Annotated in this window: 13 protein-coding genes, 2 pseudogenes and 1 riboswitch; of the genes and pseudogenes, 3 read left to right on the top strand and 12 right to left on the bottom strand. The window is 71.3% G+C overall.

Going from position 1 to position 14,585, the window contains the following annotated elements; all coding sequences use genetic code 11:
* Nucleotides 1–117: 117 nt before the first annotated feature.
* Nucleotides 118–1,362, top strand: a complete 1,245-nt coding sequence (locus ACZ5Y0_RS29745) for a glycoside hydrolase family 18 protein (protein ID WP_469131774.1) — start codon at nucleotides 118–120, stop codon at nucleotides 1,360–1,362.
* A gap of 57 nt (nucleotides 1,363–1,419) precedes the next feature.
* Here ACZ5Y0_RS29745 and ACZ5Y0_RS29750 read toward each other — a convergent pair.
* From ACZ5Y0_RS29750 to ACZ5Y0_RS29760, 3 genes and pseudogenes are all read right to left on the bottom strand, one after another.
* Nucleotides 1,420–1,721: pseudogene (locus ACZ5Y0_RS29750) on the bottom strand (hypothetical protein).
* Nucleotides 1,722–1,828: 107 nt separating this feature from the next.
* On the bottom strand, nucleotides 1,829–1,975 hold the full coding sequence (locus ACZ5Y0_RS29755) for an SCO1431 family membrane protein (protein WP_469131775.1): 147 nt from the start codon (nucleotides 1,973–1,975) through the stop codon (nucleotides 1,829–1,831).
* Nucleotides 1,976–2,119: 144 nt separating this feature from the next.
* Nucleotides 2,120–3,541 (bottom strand): peptidase C39 family protein, encoded by a 1,422-nt coding sequence (locus tag ACZ5Y0_RS29760; protein WP_469131776.1) that lies wholly within the window; start codon nucleotides 3,539–3,541, stop codon nucleotides 2,120–2,122.
* A gap of 277 nt (nucleotides 3,542–3,818) precedes the next feature.
* Between ACZ5Y0_RS29760 and ACZ5Y0_RS29765 the strand changes: the two are divergent.
* Nucleotides 3,819–4,449 (top strand): annotated as a pseudogene (locus tag ACZ5Y0_RS29765) (uridine kinase family protein).
* Between the two features lie 443 nt (nucleotides 4,450–4,892).
* The gene (locus tag ACZ5Y0_RS29770; RefSeq protein WP_469131777.1) at nucleotides 4,893–6,752 is read left to right on the top strand and encodes an AAA family ATPase; all 1,860 of its coding nucleotides are present in this window, start codon (nucleotides 4,893–4,895) and stop codon (nucleotides 6,750–6,752) included.
* Between the two features lie 162 nt (nucleotides 6,753–6,914).
* Here the strand turns inward: ACZ5Y0_RS29770 and ACZ5Y0_RS29775 are convergent, their stop codons facing one another.
* The 9 genes from ACZ5Y0_RS29775 to ACZ5Y0_RS29815 form a co-directional block, all read right to left on the bottom strand.
* Nucleotides 6,915–7,961, bottom strand: coding sequence for a hemolysin family protein (locus ACZ5Y0_RS29775; RefSeq protein WP_469131778.1), 1,047 nt, complete (start codon nucleotides 7,959–7,961; stop codon nucleotides 6,915–6,917).
* Nucleotides 7,958–9,283: a hemolysin family protein gene (locus tag ACZ5Y0_RS29780; RefSeq protein WP_469131779.1), complete on the bottom strand. Its 1,326-nt coding sequence runs from the start codon at nucleotides 9,281–9,283 to the stop codon at nucleotides 7,958–7,960. Before ACZ5Y0_RS29780 ends, ACZ5Y0_RS29775 begins: the two co-directional genes overlap by 4 nt.
* Before the next feature lie 221 nt (nucleotides 9,284–9,504).
* Complete coding sequence (locus tag ACZ5Y0_RS29785; RefSeq protein ID WP_469131780.1) at nucleotides 9,505–9,960, bottom strand: PH domain-containing protein; 456 nt, start codon at nucleotides 9,958–9,960, stop codon at nucleotides 9,505–9,507.
* A gap of 13 nt (nucleotides 9,961–9,973) precedes the next feature.
* Nucleotides 9,974–10,822 carry an ATP phosphoribosyltransferase gene (gene hisG / locus ACZ5Y0_RS29790; RefSeq protein ID WP_469131781.1) on the bottom strand — a complete coding sequence of 283 codons (849 nt, stop codon included), beginning with the start codon at nucleotides 10,820–10,822 and terminating at the stop codon, nucleotides 9,974–9,976.
* A 47-nt stretch (nucleotides 10,823–10,869) separates the two neighbouring features.
* Complete coding sequence (locus ACZ5Y0_RS29795; RefSeq protein WP_355904837.1) at nucleotides 10,870–11,142, bottom strand: phosphoribosyl-ATP diphosphatase; 273 nt, start codon at nucleotides 11,140–11,142, stop codon at nucleotides 10,870–10,872.
* 33 nt (nucleotides 11,143–11,175) lie between these two features.
* Entirely contained in the window at nucleotides 11,176–11,661 is a 486-nt protein-coding gene (ribH, locus tag ACZ5Y0_RS29800; protein WP_469131782.1) for a 6,7-dimethyl-8-ribityllumazine synthase, read from the bottom strand.
* Nucleotides 11,662–11,681: 20 nt separating this feature from the next.
* The gene (locus tag ACZ5Y0_RS29805; protein WP_469131783.1) at nucleotides 11,682–12,971 is read right to left on the bottom strand and encodes a bifunctional 3,4-dihydroxy-2-butanone-4-phosphate synthase/GTP cyclohydrolase II; all 1,290 of its coding nucleotides are present in this window, start codon (nucleotides 12,969–12,971) and stop codon (nucleotides 11,682–11,684) included.
* Nucleotides 12,968–13,609: a nicotinamide mononucleotide transporter family protein gene (locus ACZ5Y0_RS29810; protein WP_469131784.1), complete on the bottom strand. Its 642-nt coding sequence runs from the start codon at nucleotides 13,607–13,609 to the stop codon at nucleotides 12,968–12,970. Before ACZ5Y0_RS29810 ends, ACZ5Y0_RS29805 begins: the two co-directional genes overlap by 4 nt.
* Nucleotides 13,606–14,211: a riboflavin synthase gene (locus tag ACZ5Y0_RS29815; protein ID WP_469131785.1), complete on the bottom strand. Its 606-nt coding sequence runs from the start codon at nucleotides 14,209–14,211 to the stop codon at nucleotides 13,606–13,608. Before ACZ5Y0_RS29815 ends, ACZ5Y0_RS29810 begins: the two co-directional genes overlap by 4 nt.
* Nucleotides 14,212–14,359: 148 nt before the next feature.
* Nucleotides 14,360–14,490: riboswitch (FMN riboswitch) on the bottom strand.
* Nucleotides 14,491–14,585 lie beyond the last annotated feature (95 nt).

The following is a 14,585-nucleotide window of genomic DNA, read 5'->3' on the forward strand; positions in this document are numbered from 1 at the left end:
CGGTATTGGTCCGCACCATTGACCTGACTGGTCTAGTCCTCCTACGCTCTCGGCACCGCTTTACCGCGTTCATGCCAATCGGCGCGCGTTCCCCTCTCCCCCACGAGGTGACACCCGATGCAGCACCCTCCCCATCGCCGCTCCCGCTTCCGGGCGCTCGTCGCCGCCGCCTGCACGGCCGTGCTCGGCGCCGGTCTGCTCGCCGGCGCGGGCACCGCGACCGCCACCGACACCGCCGCACCGTCCGCACGGGTGGCCGCCGGGTCCAAGATCCTCGGCTACTTCACGGAATGGGGCACCTACGACCGCAAGTACCTCGTCAAGAACATCGAGACGTCGGGCTCGGCGGCGAAGCTCACCCACATCAACTACGCCTTCGGCAATGTGACCGGCGGCAGGTGCGCGATGGGCGACGCCTACGCCGCCACCGACCGCACCTACACCGCCGCCGAGTCCGTCGACGGGGTCGCCGACACCTGGGACCAGCCGCTGCGTGGCAACTTCAACCAGTTGCGCGAGCTGAAGAAGAAGCACCCGGGTCTCAAGGTCCTGTGGTCCTTCGGTGGTTGGACCTGGTCGGGCGGCTTCGGCGAGGCCGCCCGGAACCCGGCCGCGTTCGCCCAGTCCTGCTACGACCTGGTCGAGAACTCCCAGTGGGCCGACGTCTTCGACGGCATCGACATCGACTGGGAGTACCCGAACACCTGCGGCGCCACCTGTGACACCAGCGGCCGGGCGGCCTTCAGGAACCTCATGCAGGCACTGCGCGCCAGGTTCGGCACCGGGAACCTCGTCACGGCGGCCATCACCGCCGACGCCACCGCGGGGGGCAAGATCGACGCGGCGGACTACGCGGGCGCGGCGCAGTACGTCGACTGGTACAACCCGATGACGTACGACTACTTCGGCGCCTGGGACGCGAGCGGGCCGACGGCTCCGCACTCCCCGCTGAACTCCTACTCCGGCATCCCGAAGGCGAACACCCACACCTCGGCGACCATCACCAAGCTGAAGGGCCTCGGCATCCCCGCCGCCAAGCTGCTGCTGGGCATCGGCTTCTACGGGCGCGGCTGGACCGGAGTCACCCAGGCGGCACCCGGCGGCACCGCGACCGGCCCGGCCGCGGGGACGTACGAGCAGGGCATCGAGGACTACAAGGTGCTCAGGACCAAGTGCCCGGCGACGGGCACGGTCGGCGGGACGGCGTACGCCAAGTGCGGCAACGACTGGTGGAGTTACGACACCCCGGCGACCGTCGCGACGAAGATGGCGTACAAGAACCAGCAGGGTCTCGGCGGGACCTTCTTCTGGGAGCTGAGCGGGGACACGGCCGGCGGTGAGCTGATCAGGGCCATCAACTGACCTGACCCGCGAGGGCACTTGGGGCGGAGGACCACGAGCCTCCGCCCCGAGGGCGGTTCAGTCCTCGCGCCGGACCGGCTTCGGGGCGGGAAAGCGGGAGCGAGTTCCTCCACGGCGCGCAGCGCACCACCCAGGGTCTTCGCCAGGAGATCGCGCATGGTCGCGCGGGAGAGGCCGGGGCGGTCGTTCCAGGCGAGGGTGGCACCCTCCATGCTGCACACCCAGGACAGAAAGAGCGTCGTAGGACGTGTCGGCGAACAATCCGCGCCCGATGGCGATGAGTTCGGCGCGACGCGCAGTGAGCGCTCGGTGCCGCGCGCCCGGGGACGGGCCGCGTCACACTGGTGGCTGATGCTCAATGTCGGCCCTGGCTGCAACGGTCGGCGGGACGACGTCAGCATGTCAGGTCGAACCCGGGCTCGGGTCGCAGTGATCCCGGGCCGACGGCAGCACTCCCGCCCCGGTCTCAGACCAGGCCGAGCTGGGTCACGAGCATCGCCACGACCACGACCAGCGTCCATCCCATGACGTGTTCCAGGACCTTCGGACCCTTGTCCTCGGGCCCGCCGGTGCGGGTGCGGGCGGCGGTGGCGCTGGCGGCATGTGCGGTCATGGCGTCTCACTGACGGTCGTACGTGCGATGGGCGGCGGGCTTCCCCGATGCGTCCACCTTGCCACCGTGTGGGGCTTTTGCGGCCGAGAGCTTGCTCACACGCCGACGGCCCCCGGTCGCGCCGGGGGCCGTCATGAGGGGACCTCAGCGCACGCCGACCGCCGCGAGCGCCCTGCGCTGGAGCGGGCTCGGCCGTGCCGGGAAGTAGAGGTAGCAGACGCCTCCGGTGCCGGACGCGACCTTGCCGCTCGCGTTGTGGCGCTTGGTACGCAGCCAGATGTTCTCGAACTCCCGCCGCCGGTAGACCCGCCGCACCGCCGTGTCGCTCGGCGAGGCCGGGTCGTTGGCGATCACGTCGCCGTCGGGGGTGAAGCCGATCACGGTCATCAGATGCCCGGACGTGCCGTACCCCGCGCCCGTCAGCTCCTCCTTCAGGAAGGACTGGGAGGTGATCGCCGGGATACCGGCCGCGATGAGCGTCTCCAGGTCGGTGAGGGAGGTGAGCCGGGTCACCACGCCCTGGAGGTCCTCGAAGGTGGCGGCGTAGGCGGCGTTGAACGGCCAGTTGCCGCAGCCGTTGTACTGGTGGTCGAACGTGTACCGGGCCGCGTGGCACACCTGCGGGTCGGCGTACGCGGGGTCGACCCAGGCCAGTTGCGCGGGCGTGAGGCGGCCGCCCCAGTACTCGATGATCATCTGCGACGAGGTGGGGCTGCACCAGGCCTCGCCGCCGTTGTCGTACTCGGGATACTGGCCGGCGTGGATCTCCTGCGAGTAGCGCGGGACGACCAGCTCCTGGGCGAGGCCGGGCACCGAGGCCGGGACGGTGAAGCGGTCCGGGACGTCGGAGCCCATCGCGCCCACCCGCCACACGGTCGGCGTGAGCTTCGTGCCCGGCCTGCGGTAGAGGGTCAGACGCAGCCGGTACGAGGAGAGGCGCAGGCCCGTGGCGGCGTCGTCAACCGCGAGGGTGTCCGTCCACACGGTGCTCCTGCCGTCGCTCTGGTCGTCGACCGAGGTCCGCTTGATGTCCTGGTCACCGGCAGCCCACCGGCCCATCACGTACCAGGGGGTGTCCGTGCCGTCGGTGTAGGCGGCCTTCAGTTCGACCTGGAGCCAGGTGCCGGCCGGCGTGCTCGCGTTCCAGGAGGCGATCGCCTCGGTGGCGGGCACGGCGAGGCGGTGGACGGGCGACGTCCAGGTCGCGTACTCCCAGGCGGCGGTGGTGCCGGTGTGCGGGTCGGTGTAGTCGGTGGTCCCGGCCGGGGTCGCGAGGACCAGGCCGGGCCGGGCGCCGGCGACGGCACGGGTGCCCGCGGCGGTGCCGGAGCGCCAGTCGGTGTACGTGGTCCAGGAGTGGTGGTCCACCGTGCGGGCCGGAGCCGCGCCCGGCGGCACGTCCGGGCCCGCGTGCCCCGCCGGAGCGGCGGCCTCGGCCGCCGCGGGAGCCGCGCCACCCGCCACGGCGGCGACGACCGCGGCGGCCAGGAGGGTCCTGCGGGACGGCTGATCGGTCCGGTCGGGGAGCTGGTCGGTTCTGCTGGACGGCTGTTCGGTGTTGCTCATGAGCGGAAGACCCCCAAGGTGTCCGAGTCGGAGCGGGTCCGGCGGGCGGAGTGCGGAGTGCCGCGGTGTGTGGCGCGTGCTGTGCTGAGTGGGGAGTGCGGCGTGGGCCAACTATGGCGGGAGGCGGGCGGACCTGCCAGCACTTCCGCCCGTGCCACGCGCGGTAATATTGGTCTGGTCCACTGGCGTGACCTGCGGCAGGGCGATCCCGCGCCGCTAGACCCGCGCCGCCCCGCCACCGGGACCACCCCACCGCCACCACCGCCAGGGAACCGCCATCCGCCAGCTCGCCTGCCGGCTCCGCCGTCTGCCGCCGTCCTGCGGCCCGGTCCGCCTGATCGCCGTCGACGGACACGCCGGGTCGGGCAAGTCCACGTTCGCGGGCCGGCTGGCCGAGGCACTGGGCGACGCGCCCGTCCTGCACCTGGACGACATCGCGACCCACGACGAGCTGTTCGGGTGGACCGGGCGGCTGCTGGCCGAGGTCATCGAACCCCTCGGCCGCGGCGAGACGGCGCACTACGCTCCCTACGACTGGCACGCCCGCCACTTCGACCCGCCCCGCCGGCTCCCCCCGGCACCCGTGCTGCTGCTCGAGGGCGTCGGCGCCGGCCGCCGCGCCCTGCGGCCGTATCTGGCGCATCTGCTGTGGATGGACCTCCCCCGCGAGCGGGCGTGGGCGCGCGGACGGTCCCGGGACGGGGAGGGCCAGCGGGAGTTCTGGGACGGATGGACCCAGGCAGAGGCACGGCACTTCGCCGAGGACCCGTCGAGGCCGTACGCGCACGGCCTGGTACGGCAGTCGCAGGAGGGGCACGAGGGATACGAGGTGCGCCCGGGGCCCGCTGGAACGGGCTGAGCACCACTGCGGAGTCACGCACCGTGAGGGACTGCCTGCGATGTGGTGAAACTGTGAAGGGCCTTGCGTTCAGACTTCGCCAAGTGCCTCAACTCGGCTTGACCGAGGGCCCGTACAGGACTTACGTTCTCAATGTGCGGCATTGAGGCCGCCCCGCAGTCGCGAAGCCCCCGGTTGTTCCCCCGTGACCGGGGGCTTCGTTCTGCCCTCACACCCCCTTTCGCTCCGGTCCGCGCACGCACCGCGGCGCCGCCCGCTCACCCAGGGTCACCGCGCGACGGTGCGCCCCCTCTGCTCCCACCTCGTCGATCGGGCTGTGCGGCACCCTTCGGCAGGGCACTCCCCCGCAGGTACGATGCCCTCGGTGCGACCTACGGACGACTGCTGCGCGCACCTGGCAACTCCGGTCCGCAGCACAGCGGTTCGACCAAGGCAGCCGATGGGCTCCGGTCCGGCGGCACACCGACGGGGGCACGGTTTGTGGGGGACGTGATGGACTTCGGCACGCAGGGCCCCGAGGCCCCGGCCGACCTCGCCTGGCTACGAGGCGTGGACGCCTACACCATGGGCGCGTATCCGCAGGCGGAGGAGGAGTTCCGCACCGCGGTGCGGATCGACCCCGGCATGGCCGACGGCTGGCTCGGGCTGCACGCGCTGCGCATCGACACGACGACCGCGCTGCTCAGGATGTTCCGGCACCGCGACCGCTTCGGCGAGCAGCGCACCCGGCACCGCCGTACCATCAACTCCTGGTACTGGTTGGGCTGGTGGGTGCAGCCCGTGCTGGAGAGCCCCCGCGATCTGCTCCTCGCACACGCCTCGCACTGGCTGGACGGCCGGCACGTGCCCGAGCTGGACCGGGCCCTCGCCGGTCTCCCACCCGTCGACACCGACCACCAGGTCCGCTTCCTGCACGCCTGCCGCGCCTATCTGGTCAAGGACTGGGAGCAGCTGGTCCGGCACACCGACCCGCTCCTCGACGATCCCCTCCTCGGTATCGAGGCCGGTCTCTTCGGCGGCATGGCCCGGGTCCGGCTGGAGATGTACGGGCAGGCCGAGCCGCTGCTCTCCACCGCCCTCATGCGCTGCCGCAGCGAACAGCCGCAGCGCAAGGAGCTGCGTTACTGGCTGGCCCGCGCGCACGAGGGCACCGGCCGTTCCGCCGCCGCGCTGCCCCTGTACCGGGCCGTGCACCGAGTCGACCCCGCCTTCATGGACACCTCGGCCCGGCTCGCCGCGATCGCCGAGGGCGACGGCTACGACGACGCGGCCGACCTCGCGTCCATCGCACTGACCGGTGTCGGGCAGGACGTCGGGGACGGGCCGGACGTGCTGGACCCGCTGTTCGGCGCCGAGGGCCGGGACATGAAGCTCAGCGAGCCGTCCGACCTGCCGCCCGTCGGTCCCGTCCCGACCGCGCCCGACCGGACCGTGCGCGAGAAGACCGTCGTGCCCTCGGTCCTGCCGGCCGGTCCCACCGACCCGGTGTTACTGGAGGAGGCGCTCGCCGAGCTGGAGCGCATGGTGGGCCTGGAGCCGGTGAAACGGCAGGTCAAGGCCCTGTCGGCACAGCTCAACATGGCCCGGCTGCGGGCCGGCCAGGGCCTCCCCGTCCAGCCGCCGAAACGGCACTTCGTCTTCTCCGGCCCGTCCGGCACCGGCAAGACCACGGTGGCCCGCATCCTCGGCCGCGTCTTCTACGCCCTCGGCCTGCTCGGCGGCGACCACCTGGTGGAGGCCCAGCGGGCCGACCTGGTCGGCGAGTACCTGGGCCAGACGGCCGTGAAGGCCAACGAACTGATCGACTCCGCGCTGGGCGGCGTCCTGTTCGTCGACGAGGCCTACTCCCTGTCGAACTCCGGCTACGGCAAGGGCGACGCGTACGGCGACGAGGCCTTGCAGGTGCTGCTGAAGCGGGCCGAGGACAACCGGGACCACCTGGTGGTGATCCTGGCCGGCTACCCGGAGGGCATGGACCGGCTGCTCGCGGCGAACCCCGGACTGTCGTCCCGCTTCACCACCCGCGTCGACTTCCCCTCGTACCGTCCACTCGAACTCACCTCGATCGGTGAGGCGCTCGCGGCCGACAACGGGGACGTGTGGGACGAGGAGGCGCTGGACGAGCTGCGGTCGATCGCCGGGCACGTGGTGGACCAGGGCTGGATCGACGAACTGGGGAACGGCCGGTTCCTGCGGACCCTGTACGAGAAGAGCTGCGCCTACCGGGACCTGCGGCTGTCGGCGTATCCGGGAAGCCTGGGCCGGGTCGACCTGTCGACACTGCGGTTGCCCGATCTGATGCAGGCGTACGGCGAGGTGCTGTCGGGACGCGGGCCGCAGGATCCGGTCTAGGGGCTGGTCGGGAGGCAGGGGCGTGCGGCTGCGGCGTTGTCGTCGGTTGCCGATGCTCCGCATCGCCGCCCTCCTCCGCCTTGCAGCCGCACGCACCGAACCCCGCTCGGGTCGACCACATGGCGCCGCAGCTCACGGCCAGGCTGATCCGAACGGCAGCCCCTAGGTCGCCATCACCACCTCGGGATAGTCCCGGTGCGCGGGGTCCGTCACCTCGCCCACCAGCAGCTCCAGGACATCCTCCAGGGCGACCAGGCCGAGCACCCGGCCCGAGGCGTCGGCGACCTGCGCCAGGTGCGTCGCCGCCCGCCGCATCACCGTCAGCGCGTCGTCCAGCGGGAGTTCGGAGCGGAGCGTCGTCATCGGGCGCCACACCTGCTGCGGCACCGCCCGTTCCGACTCCTCCAGGTCGAGGACGTCCTTCACATGGAGGTAGCCCATGAAGGCGCCGTTCTCCGCGGCGACGGGGAAGCGGGAGTAGCCGGTGCGGGCGGTGAGGGCGACGATCTGTCCCGGCGTGACCGACGGCGGGACCGTCACCAGCGACTCGCGCTTGAGCAGGACGTCCGTGACCGGGCGGGAGCCCAGTTCCAGCGCGTCCTCCAGCCGCTCCTGCTCCTCGGGATCGAGCAGACCGGCCTGGCCGGAGTCCTCCACCAGCCGGTTGAGCTGCTCGCTGGTGAAGACGGCCTCGACCTCGTCCCTGAGCTCGACGTCGAAGAGGCGCAGAATGCCCTGCGCGCAGGCGCCGAGGGCGACGGTGATCGGCCGGCAGAGGCGGGCGAAGGCGACCAGACCGGGGCTCAACCAGAGCGCGGCCTTCTCCGGGGCCGCCATGGCGAGGTTCTTCGGGACCATCTCGCCGATGACGAGGTGGAAGAAGACCACGGCCGCCAGGGCGATGGCGTAACCGAGCGGATGGATCATGCCGTGCGGCAGGTGGATGCCTTCGAAGAGCGGCTCCAGCAGCTGCGCCACCGTCGGTTCGGCGACGGCGCCCAGGGTCAGTGAGCACACGGTGATGCCGAACTGGGCTGCGGCCATCATCTGGGGCAGGTGTTCCAGCCCGTGCAGCACCTGGCGGGCGCGCGTGGTGCCGAGCGGTTCGATCTGGCTGCGGCGGACGGAGACGAGGGCGAACTCGGCACCGACGAAGAACCCGTTCGCGAGCACGAGAAGACCCGCGAAGGCGAGTTGGAGCACGCTCATCGGGCGACCTCCACGACCACCGCGGTGCGGACGATCCGGACCCGTTCGGCCCGGTAGTGGCCGACACGGCGGACCGACAGCCGCCAGCCGGGCAGCTCGGCCCGGTCGCCGACGGCCGGGATGCGGCCGAGCAGGTCGGCGACGAGCCCGGCGACCGTCTCGTACGGTCCCTCGGGCGCCTCGAGGCCTATGCTCCGGAGCGTGTCGACCCGGCAGCTGCCGTCGACGTCCCAGGCGGGCCTGCCGTCCTCGGGCGGGGCGGCGGTCAGTTCGGGGGTGTCCAGGCCGTCGTGCTCGTCGCGGACCTCGCCGACGATCTCCTCGACGATGTCCTCCAGGGTGACCACGCCGGCCGTGCCGCCGTACTCGTCGACGACGACGGCGATGGGCTGCTCGCTGCGCAACCGCGCCAGCAGGGGCCGCACGGGCAGGGTCTCGGGGACCAGCAGGGCCGGGCGGGCGATCCGGCCGAGCGGGGTGCGCAGCCGGTCGTGGACGGGGACGGCCAACGCGTCCTTGAGGTGGACCATGCCGACGATCTCGTCGATCTTCTCGCGGTAGACGGGGAAACGGGACAAGCCGGTGGCGCGGGTCAGGTTGACCACGTCCTCGGCGGTGGCCGACGCCTGGAGGGCGCTGACCTTCACGCGCGGCGTCATCACGTGCTGTGCGGTCAGCTCGGCCAGGGACAGGGTCCGCACGAAGAGGTCGGCCGTGTCCTGTTCGAGCGTGCCGGCCCGGGCGGAGTGCCGGGCCAGGGAGACGAGTTCACCGGGGGTGCGGGCGGAGGCCAGCTCCTCGGTGGGTTCGACGCCGAGGGCGCGCACGAGCCGGTTGGCGACCGCGTTGAGGCCGGCGATGACCGGCCGGAACAGGCGGGCGAACCTGTGCTGCGGGCCGGCGACGAACCGCGCGACCTGGAGGGGCTTGGAGACCGCCCAGTTCTTCGGCACGAGTTCACCGATCACCATCTGCACGGCGGAGGCCAGCAGCATGCCGACGACGACGGCCGCACCGGGGACGGCGCCCTCGGGTACGCGCATCGCGGTGAGGGGGCCGCCGAGCAGTTCGGCGAGGGCCGGTTCGGCGAGCATGCCGACGACGAGAGAGGTGATGGTGATGCCGAGCTGGGTGCCGGACAGCTGGAAGGACAGCTCCTTCAGCGACTCGACGACCGTACGGGCTCGTCGGTCGCCTTCGGCGGCGGCCTTCTCGGCTTCCTGGCGCTCGACGGTGACGAGCCCGAACTCCGCGGCCACGAAGAAGCCGTTGGCCAGGATGAGCAGGAACGCGGCTGCCAGGAGCAACAGCGGGATGATCATGATGCCGCCGCCTCCACGTCGGAGGGGGCGGCGCAGGTACTACAGGACGAACCGTCCATCGCCGGAGAAGGTCACTCCTCGGGTAGCAGGACCCCCCGTGCGCCCGGCCGGGCGGAACGGGGGTGGAGGTGTAAGGGGAACGCCTCCGTCACCAGATTAATCAAGACGGCGGCCGCAGCGGCAGGGTGGCCGACCCCGAGTCGGCCCCGTCCTGCTCCGGGTCAGCCCTGATCCTGCTCGGAGCGGGGCACGGACCGGTCCTCCACGAGGCTTCGCAGGGCGCGCGCGTGGGCGATGGCCTGCTGCTTGTCGATGCCCGGCTGGATGCCGAGCGCGGGCAGGCTGGTGCCGTCGCTGAGGTCGAGGAACACCCAGGGGTCGCCCGGCCGGAGGTTCACCCTGAGGATCTCGGCCCACTCCAGGCGCCGCCTGCTCGCGATGTTCACCACGGTGACACCCGAGTCGTCGGCCACGACCCTGACCCGGGCCAGCTGGGCCGACACCCAGAGGCAGAGAGCGCCGGTGAGGATGAAGCTGAACCGCTCCCCCGGTCCGAGCTGCTCCAGCAGCAGGGCGACGGCGGAGATGACGAGGAAGAGCGCCCCTCCGGCCGAGAGCAGCACCGCGCGGGTGCGGCTGGGCCGGAAGGTGACGGGGAGCGTGGGCTGGTCGGACATCTTCCCTGGGTTCTCAGAGGCGGCAGGCGTGGATGGCCGTGGTGAGGATGGCGCGGGCGCCGATGTCGTACAGGTCGTCCATGATCCGCTGGGCCTCCTTGGCGGGGACCATCGCCCGGACGGCGACCCAGCCCTCGTTGTGCAGCGGGGAGACGGTCGGCGACTCCAGGCCGGGGGTCAGGGCGACGGCCTTCTCCAGCTGCTCGACCCGGCAGTCGTAGTCCATCATCACGTACGTCCGGGCGACCAGGACGCCCTGGAGGCGGCGCAGGAACTGCCGCACCTTGGGGTCCTCGCCGTCGGCGCCGGTCCGGCGGATCACGACGGCCTCGGACTTCATGATCGGCTCGCCGATGACCTCGAGGCCCGCGTTGCGCAAAGAGGTCCCGGTCTCGACGACGTCGGCGATGACCTCGGCGACGCCCAGCTCGATCGCGGTCTCGACCGCGCCGTCCAGGTGGACGACGGAGGCGTCGATGCCGTGGTCGGCGAGGTGCTTGGCGACGATGCCCTCGTAGGAGGTGGCGACCGTCATGCCCTTGAGGTCCTCGACGCCGCTCGCCGTGCCCGGCTTGGTGGCGAAGCGGAAGGTGGAGCGGGCGAACCCGAGGGGGAGGATCTCCTCGGCGTCGGCTCCGGAGTCGATGAGCAGGTCGCGGCCGGTGATGCCGATGTCGAGGCGGCCGGAGGAGACGTAGATGGCGATGTCGCGCGGGCGGAGGTAGAAGAACTCGACCTCGTTCTCCGGGTCGACGATCCGCAGTTCCTTGGACTCGCGGCGCTGCTGGTAGCCGGCCTCATGCAGCATCTCCCCCGCAGGTCCGGACAGGGAACCCTTGTTGGGGATGGCGATGCGCAGCATGAGGTCGGCTTCCTTCGTGATGTCGTTCAGGCAGGGACGGGCGGGGTTTACAGGTGGGCGTAGACGTCGTCCAGCGAGATGCCGCGGGCGACCATCATCACCTGGACGTGATACAGCAGCTGCGAGATCTCCTCGGCTGCCGCGTCCTTGCCCTCGTACTCGGCGGCCATCCAGACCTCGGCGGCCTCTTCGACGACCTTCTTGCCGATGGCATGGACCCCCTTCCCGACCAGTTCTGCGGTGCGGGAAGTGGTGGGGTCGCCGTTGGCGGCCTTCTGCTGGAGCTCGGTGAACAGCTCCTCGAACGTCTTCTTGGACATGGTGATCCCACCCTAGCCGTTGTGCCGGCCTGCCTACCGCCAGGGTTCGGATACTGAGCGGAGGGTGGCCGCGGTCGCCACCGCCGCCGTCACCGCCTCGTGCCCCTTGTCCTCGTGGGAGCCCTCGAGGCCGGCCCGGTCCAGTGCCTGCTCCTCGGTGTCGCAGGTGAGGACACCCATGCCGATGGGCACGCCGGTGTCGACGGAGACCTGGGTCAGGCCCTGGGTGACGCCCTGGCACACGTACTCGAAGTGCGGGGTGCCGCCGCGGATGACGACGCCCAGGGCGACGATCGCGTCGTAGCCGCGGCCCGCCAGGACCTTCGCCACGACCGGCAGCTCCCAGCTGCCGGGGACCCGCAGCAGGGTGGGCTCGTCGATGCCCAGGTCGTGCAGGGCGCGCAGGGCGCCGTCGACCAGACCGTCCATCACTTTCTCGTGCCACTGTGCCGCGACGACGGCGACCCTGAGGTCACCCACATTGCGTACGGTCAGTTCCGGTGCACCCTTGCCGCTCACGTCTCTCCTTCGTGCTGTGCTTACTGGTTGCCGCAGGGGGACACGGGGGCCGTGTCCAGCCAGGGCAGGTCGTGTCCCATCCGGTCCCGCTTGGTGCGCAGGTAGCGGATGTTGTGCTCGCCCGCCTGGACGGGCATCGGTTCGCGCGCGGCGACCTCGATCCCGTGCCGGACGAGCGCGTCGCTCTTCTCGGGGTTGTTCGTCATCAGACGTACGCTGCGCACACCGAGGTCGTCGAGTATCTGGGCGCCGGCCCCGTAGTCCCGGGCGTCGGCCGGCAGGCCCAGCTCCAGGTTGGCGTCGAGGGTGTCCCGGCCGTGCTCCTGTAGTTCGTACGCCCGCAGCTTGGACAGCAGGCCGATGCCGCGGCCCTCGTGTCCGCGCAGGTAGACCACGACGCCCCGGCCCTCGGACTGGATGCGTTCCAGGGCCGTGTCGAGCTGGGGGCCGCAGTCGCAGCGCGCGGAGCCGAAGACGTCCCCGGTGAGGCACTCGGAGTGGACGCGGACGAGCACGTCCTTGCCGTCGCCGATCTCGCCGTGCACCAGGGCGACGTGCTCGACGCCGTCGACGGTGGAGCGGTAGCCGTACGCGGTGAAGGTGCCGTGCACGGTGGGCAGGCGGGTCTCCGCCTCGCGGCGGACGGTGGGCTCGGCCGTGCGGCGGTAGGAGATCAGGTCCTCGATGGAGATGATCGTCAGACCGTGCTTGCGGGCGAACGGGATCAGCTCGGGCAGACGGAGCATGCGGCCGTCCTCGCCGGCGATCTCGACGATCGCACCGGCCGGGCGGAGCCCCGCGAGGCGGGCGAGGTCGACGGCCGCCTCGGTGTGCCCGTTGCGCACGAGCACGCCGCCGGGCCTGGCGCGCAGCGGGAAGATGTGGCCGGGGCGGACGAGGTCGGCGGGTTCGGCGGTGCCGTCCGCCAGCAGCCGCAGGGTGGCGGCGCGGTCGGCGGCGGAGATTCCGGTGGTCACGCCGTGCGCGGCGGAGGCGTCGACGGAGACGGTGAACGCGGTCTTCATCGACTCGGTGTTGTCCGCGACCATCTGCGGGAGTTCGAGCCGGTCCAGTTCGTCGCCCTCCATGGGGGCGCAGATCAGGCCGCGGCACTCGCTCATCATGAAGGCGATGATCTCGGGGGTGGCCTTCTCGGCGGCGATGACGAGGTCGCCCTCGTTCTCGCGGTCCTCGTCGTCGACGACCACGACGGGGCGGCCGGCGGCGATGTCGGCGATGGCCTGCTCGACCGGGTCGAGTGCGAAGTCCTCGACGCCGTCGGTGGTGTAGAGGATGGGTGCCGTGCTCATGCGGGCGCTCCTTCCAGAGCGGGCCGCGGACCCCTGCGGGAGCGCAGCCACCAGTCGCGCATGCCCCACAGGACGAGCGCGCCGTAGATGACGTAGACGAAGCCGGAGAAGGCGTAGCCGTTGGTGAAGTTCAGGGGGACGCCGACGAGGTCGACGAGGAGCCAGGCGAACCAGAACTCGACCATGCCCCTGGCCTGGGCGTACATGGCGACGATGGTGCCGACGAAGATGTAGGCGTCGGGCCAGGGGTCCCAGGAGAGGGTCGGGTAGGCCTCGAAGAGCAGGGCCACGGCGACCGTGCCGACGGCGGCGGCGGCGAGCATGGCGGCCCGCTCGCGCCAGGTGGCGAAGCGCGGGGTGATGTGGCCGTCGGCGGACCTGCTCCGGTCGCGGTTCCACTGCCACCAGCCGTAGAGGGCGACGGTCATGACGACGGCCTGCTTGCCGGCGCTGCCGGTCAGGTGGCCGAAGAAGGCGCCGAAGAGGATGAGGCCGGAGAGGAACTGGACGGGCCAGCTCCAGATGGACCGGCGCCAGCCGAGCGCGAGGGCGGCCAGGCCGAGAATGTTGCCGATCATGTCCGACCAGAGGATGTGCTGGTCGAAGAGGACGAAGGCCTCGGAGTTCAGCGAGTTCACTTCGCCGCCCCCGCAGTGGCGGCCATCAGCCGCTCCACGTACTTGGCGACGATGTCCACCTCGAGGTTGACCGGGTCTCCGGGCTGCTTCAGGCCGAGGGTGGTCAGGGCGAGAGTGGTGGGGATGAGGCTGACGGTGAAGTAGTCGGGGCCGGCTTCGACGACGGTGAGACTGATGCCGTCGACGGTGATGGAGCCCTTCTCGACGACGTACCGGGCCAGGTCGGCGGGGAGCGCGACCTTGACGATCTCCCAGTGCTCGGAGGGGGTGCGCTCCAGCACGTGCCCGGTGCCGTCGACGTGGCCCTGCACGATGTGGCCGCCGAGACGGGCGCCGACGGCGGTGGGCCGTTCGAGGTTGACGCGCGAGCCGGCGGTGAGAGCGCCGAGGCTGGAGCGCTTCAGGGTCTCCGCCATGACGTCGGCGGTGAACTCGTCGCCCTCGTGTTCGACGACGGTGAGGCAGACCCCGTTCACGGCGATGGAGTCGCCGTGCTTGGCGCCCTCGGTGACGACGGGGCCGCGCAGTCGGAAGCGGGAGGCGTCGCCGAGATGCTCGACGGCGGTGACCTCACCCAGTTCTTCGACGATTCCGGTGAACACTTCCCGGGTCCTCCTGCCTCATTCGGGCACGGACTCCGGGGCCTGTCGATGACGACAGAAAGAAGCGAGCGAGGACACCGGGGGCGACGCCGGACAGACTCGTCCACGGACGAGTACATATACGGCGACGCGCACGAATGCCCGCCCGCCGCGCACTGCCTCCCATCCGGACTTTAACCGTCGGTCCAGGAATTTCACCTGGTCAACCGGTCGCTGGAAGCGACCGGGTCGCGGACTGTAACCGCCGGTTCGGACTTTCACCGACCCCGGAGTGCGCTGCTGTTGGTGGTACAGGGCCAGTGTGCCACGCCCGGTACGCATCCATGCGGGTGAAGGCTGTGGGGTGGCTCACAGGGCGTGCGCACGGACGTCCG

It is taken from the genome of Streptomyces sp. NPDC033216 (assembly GCF_055577115.1).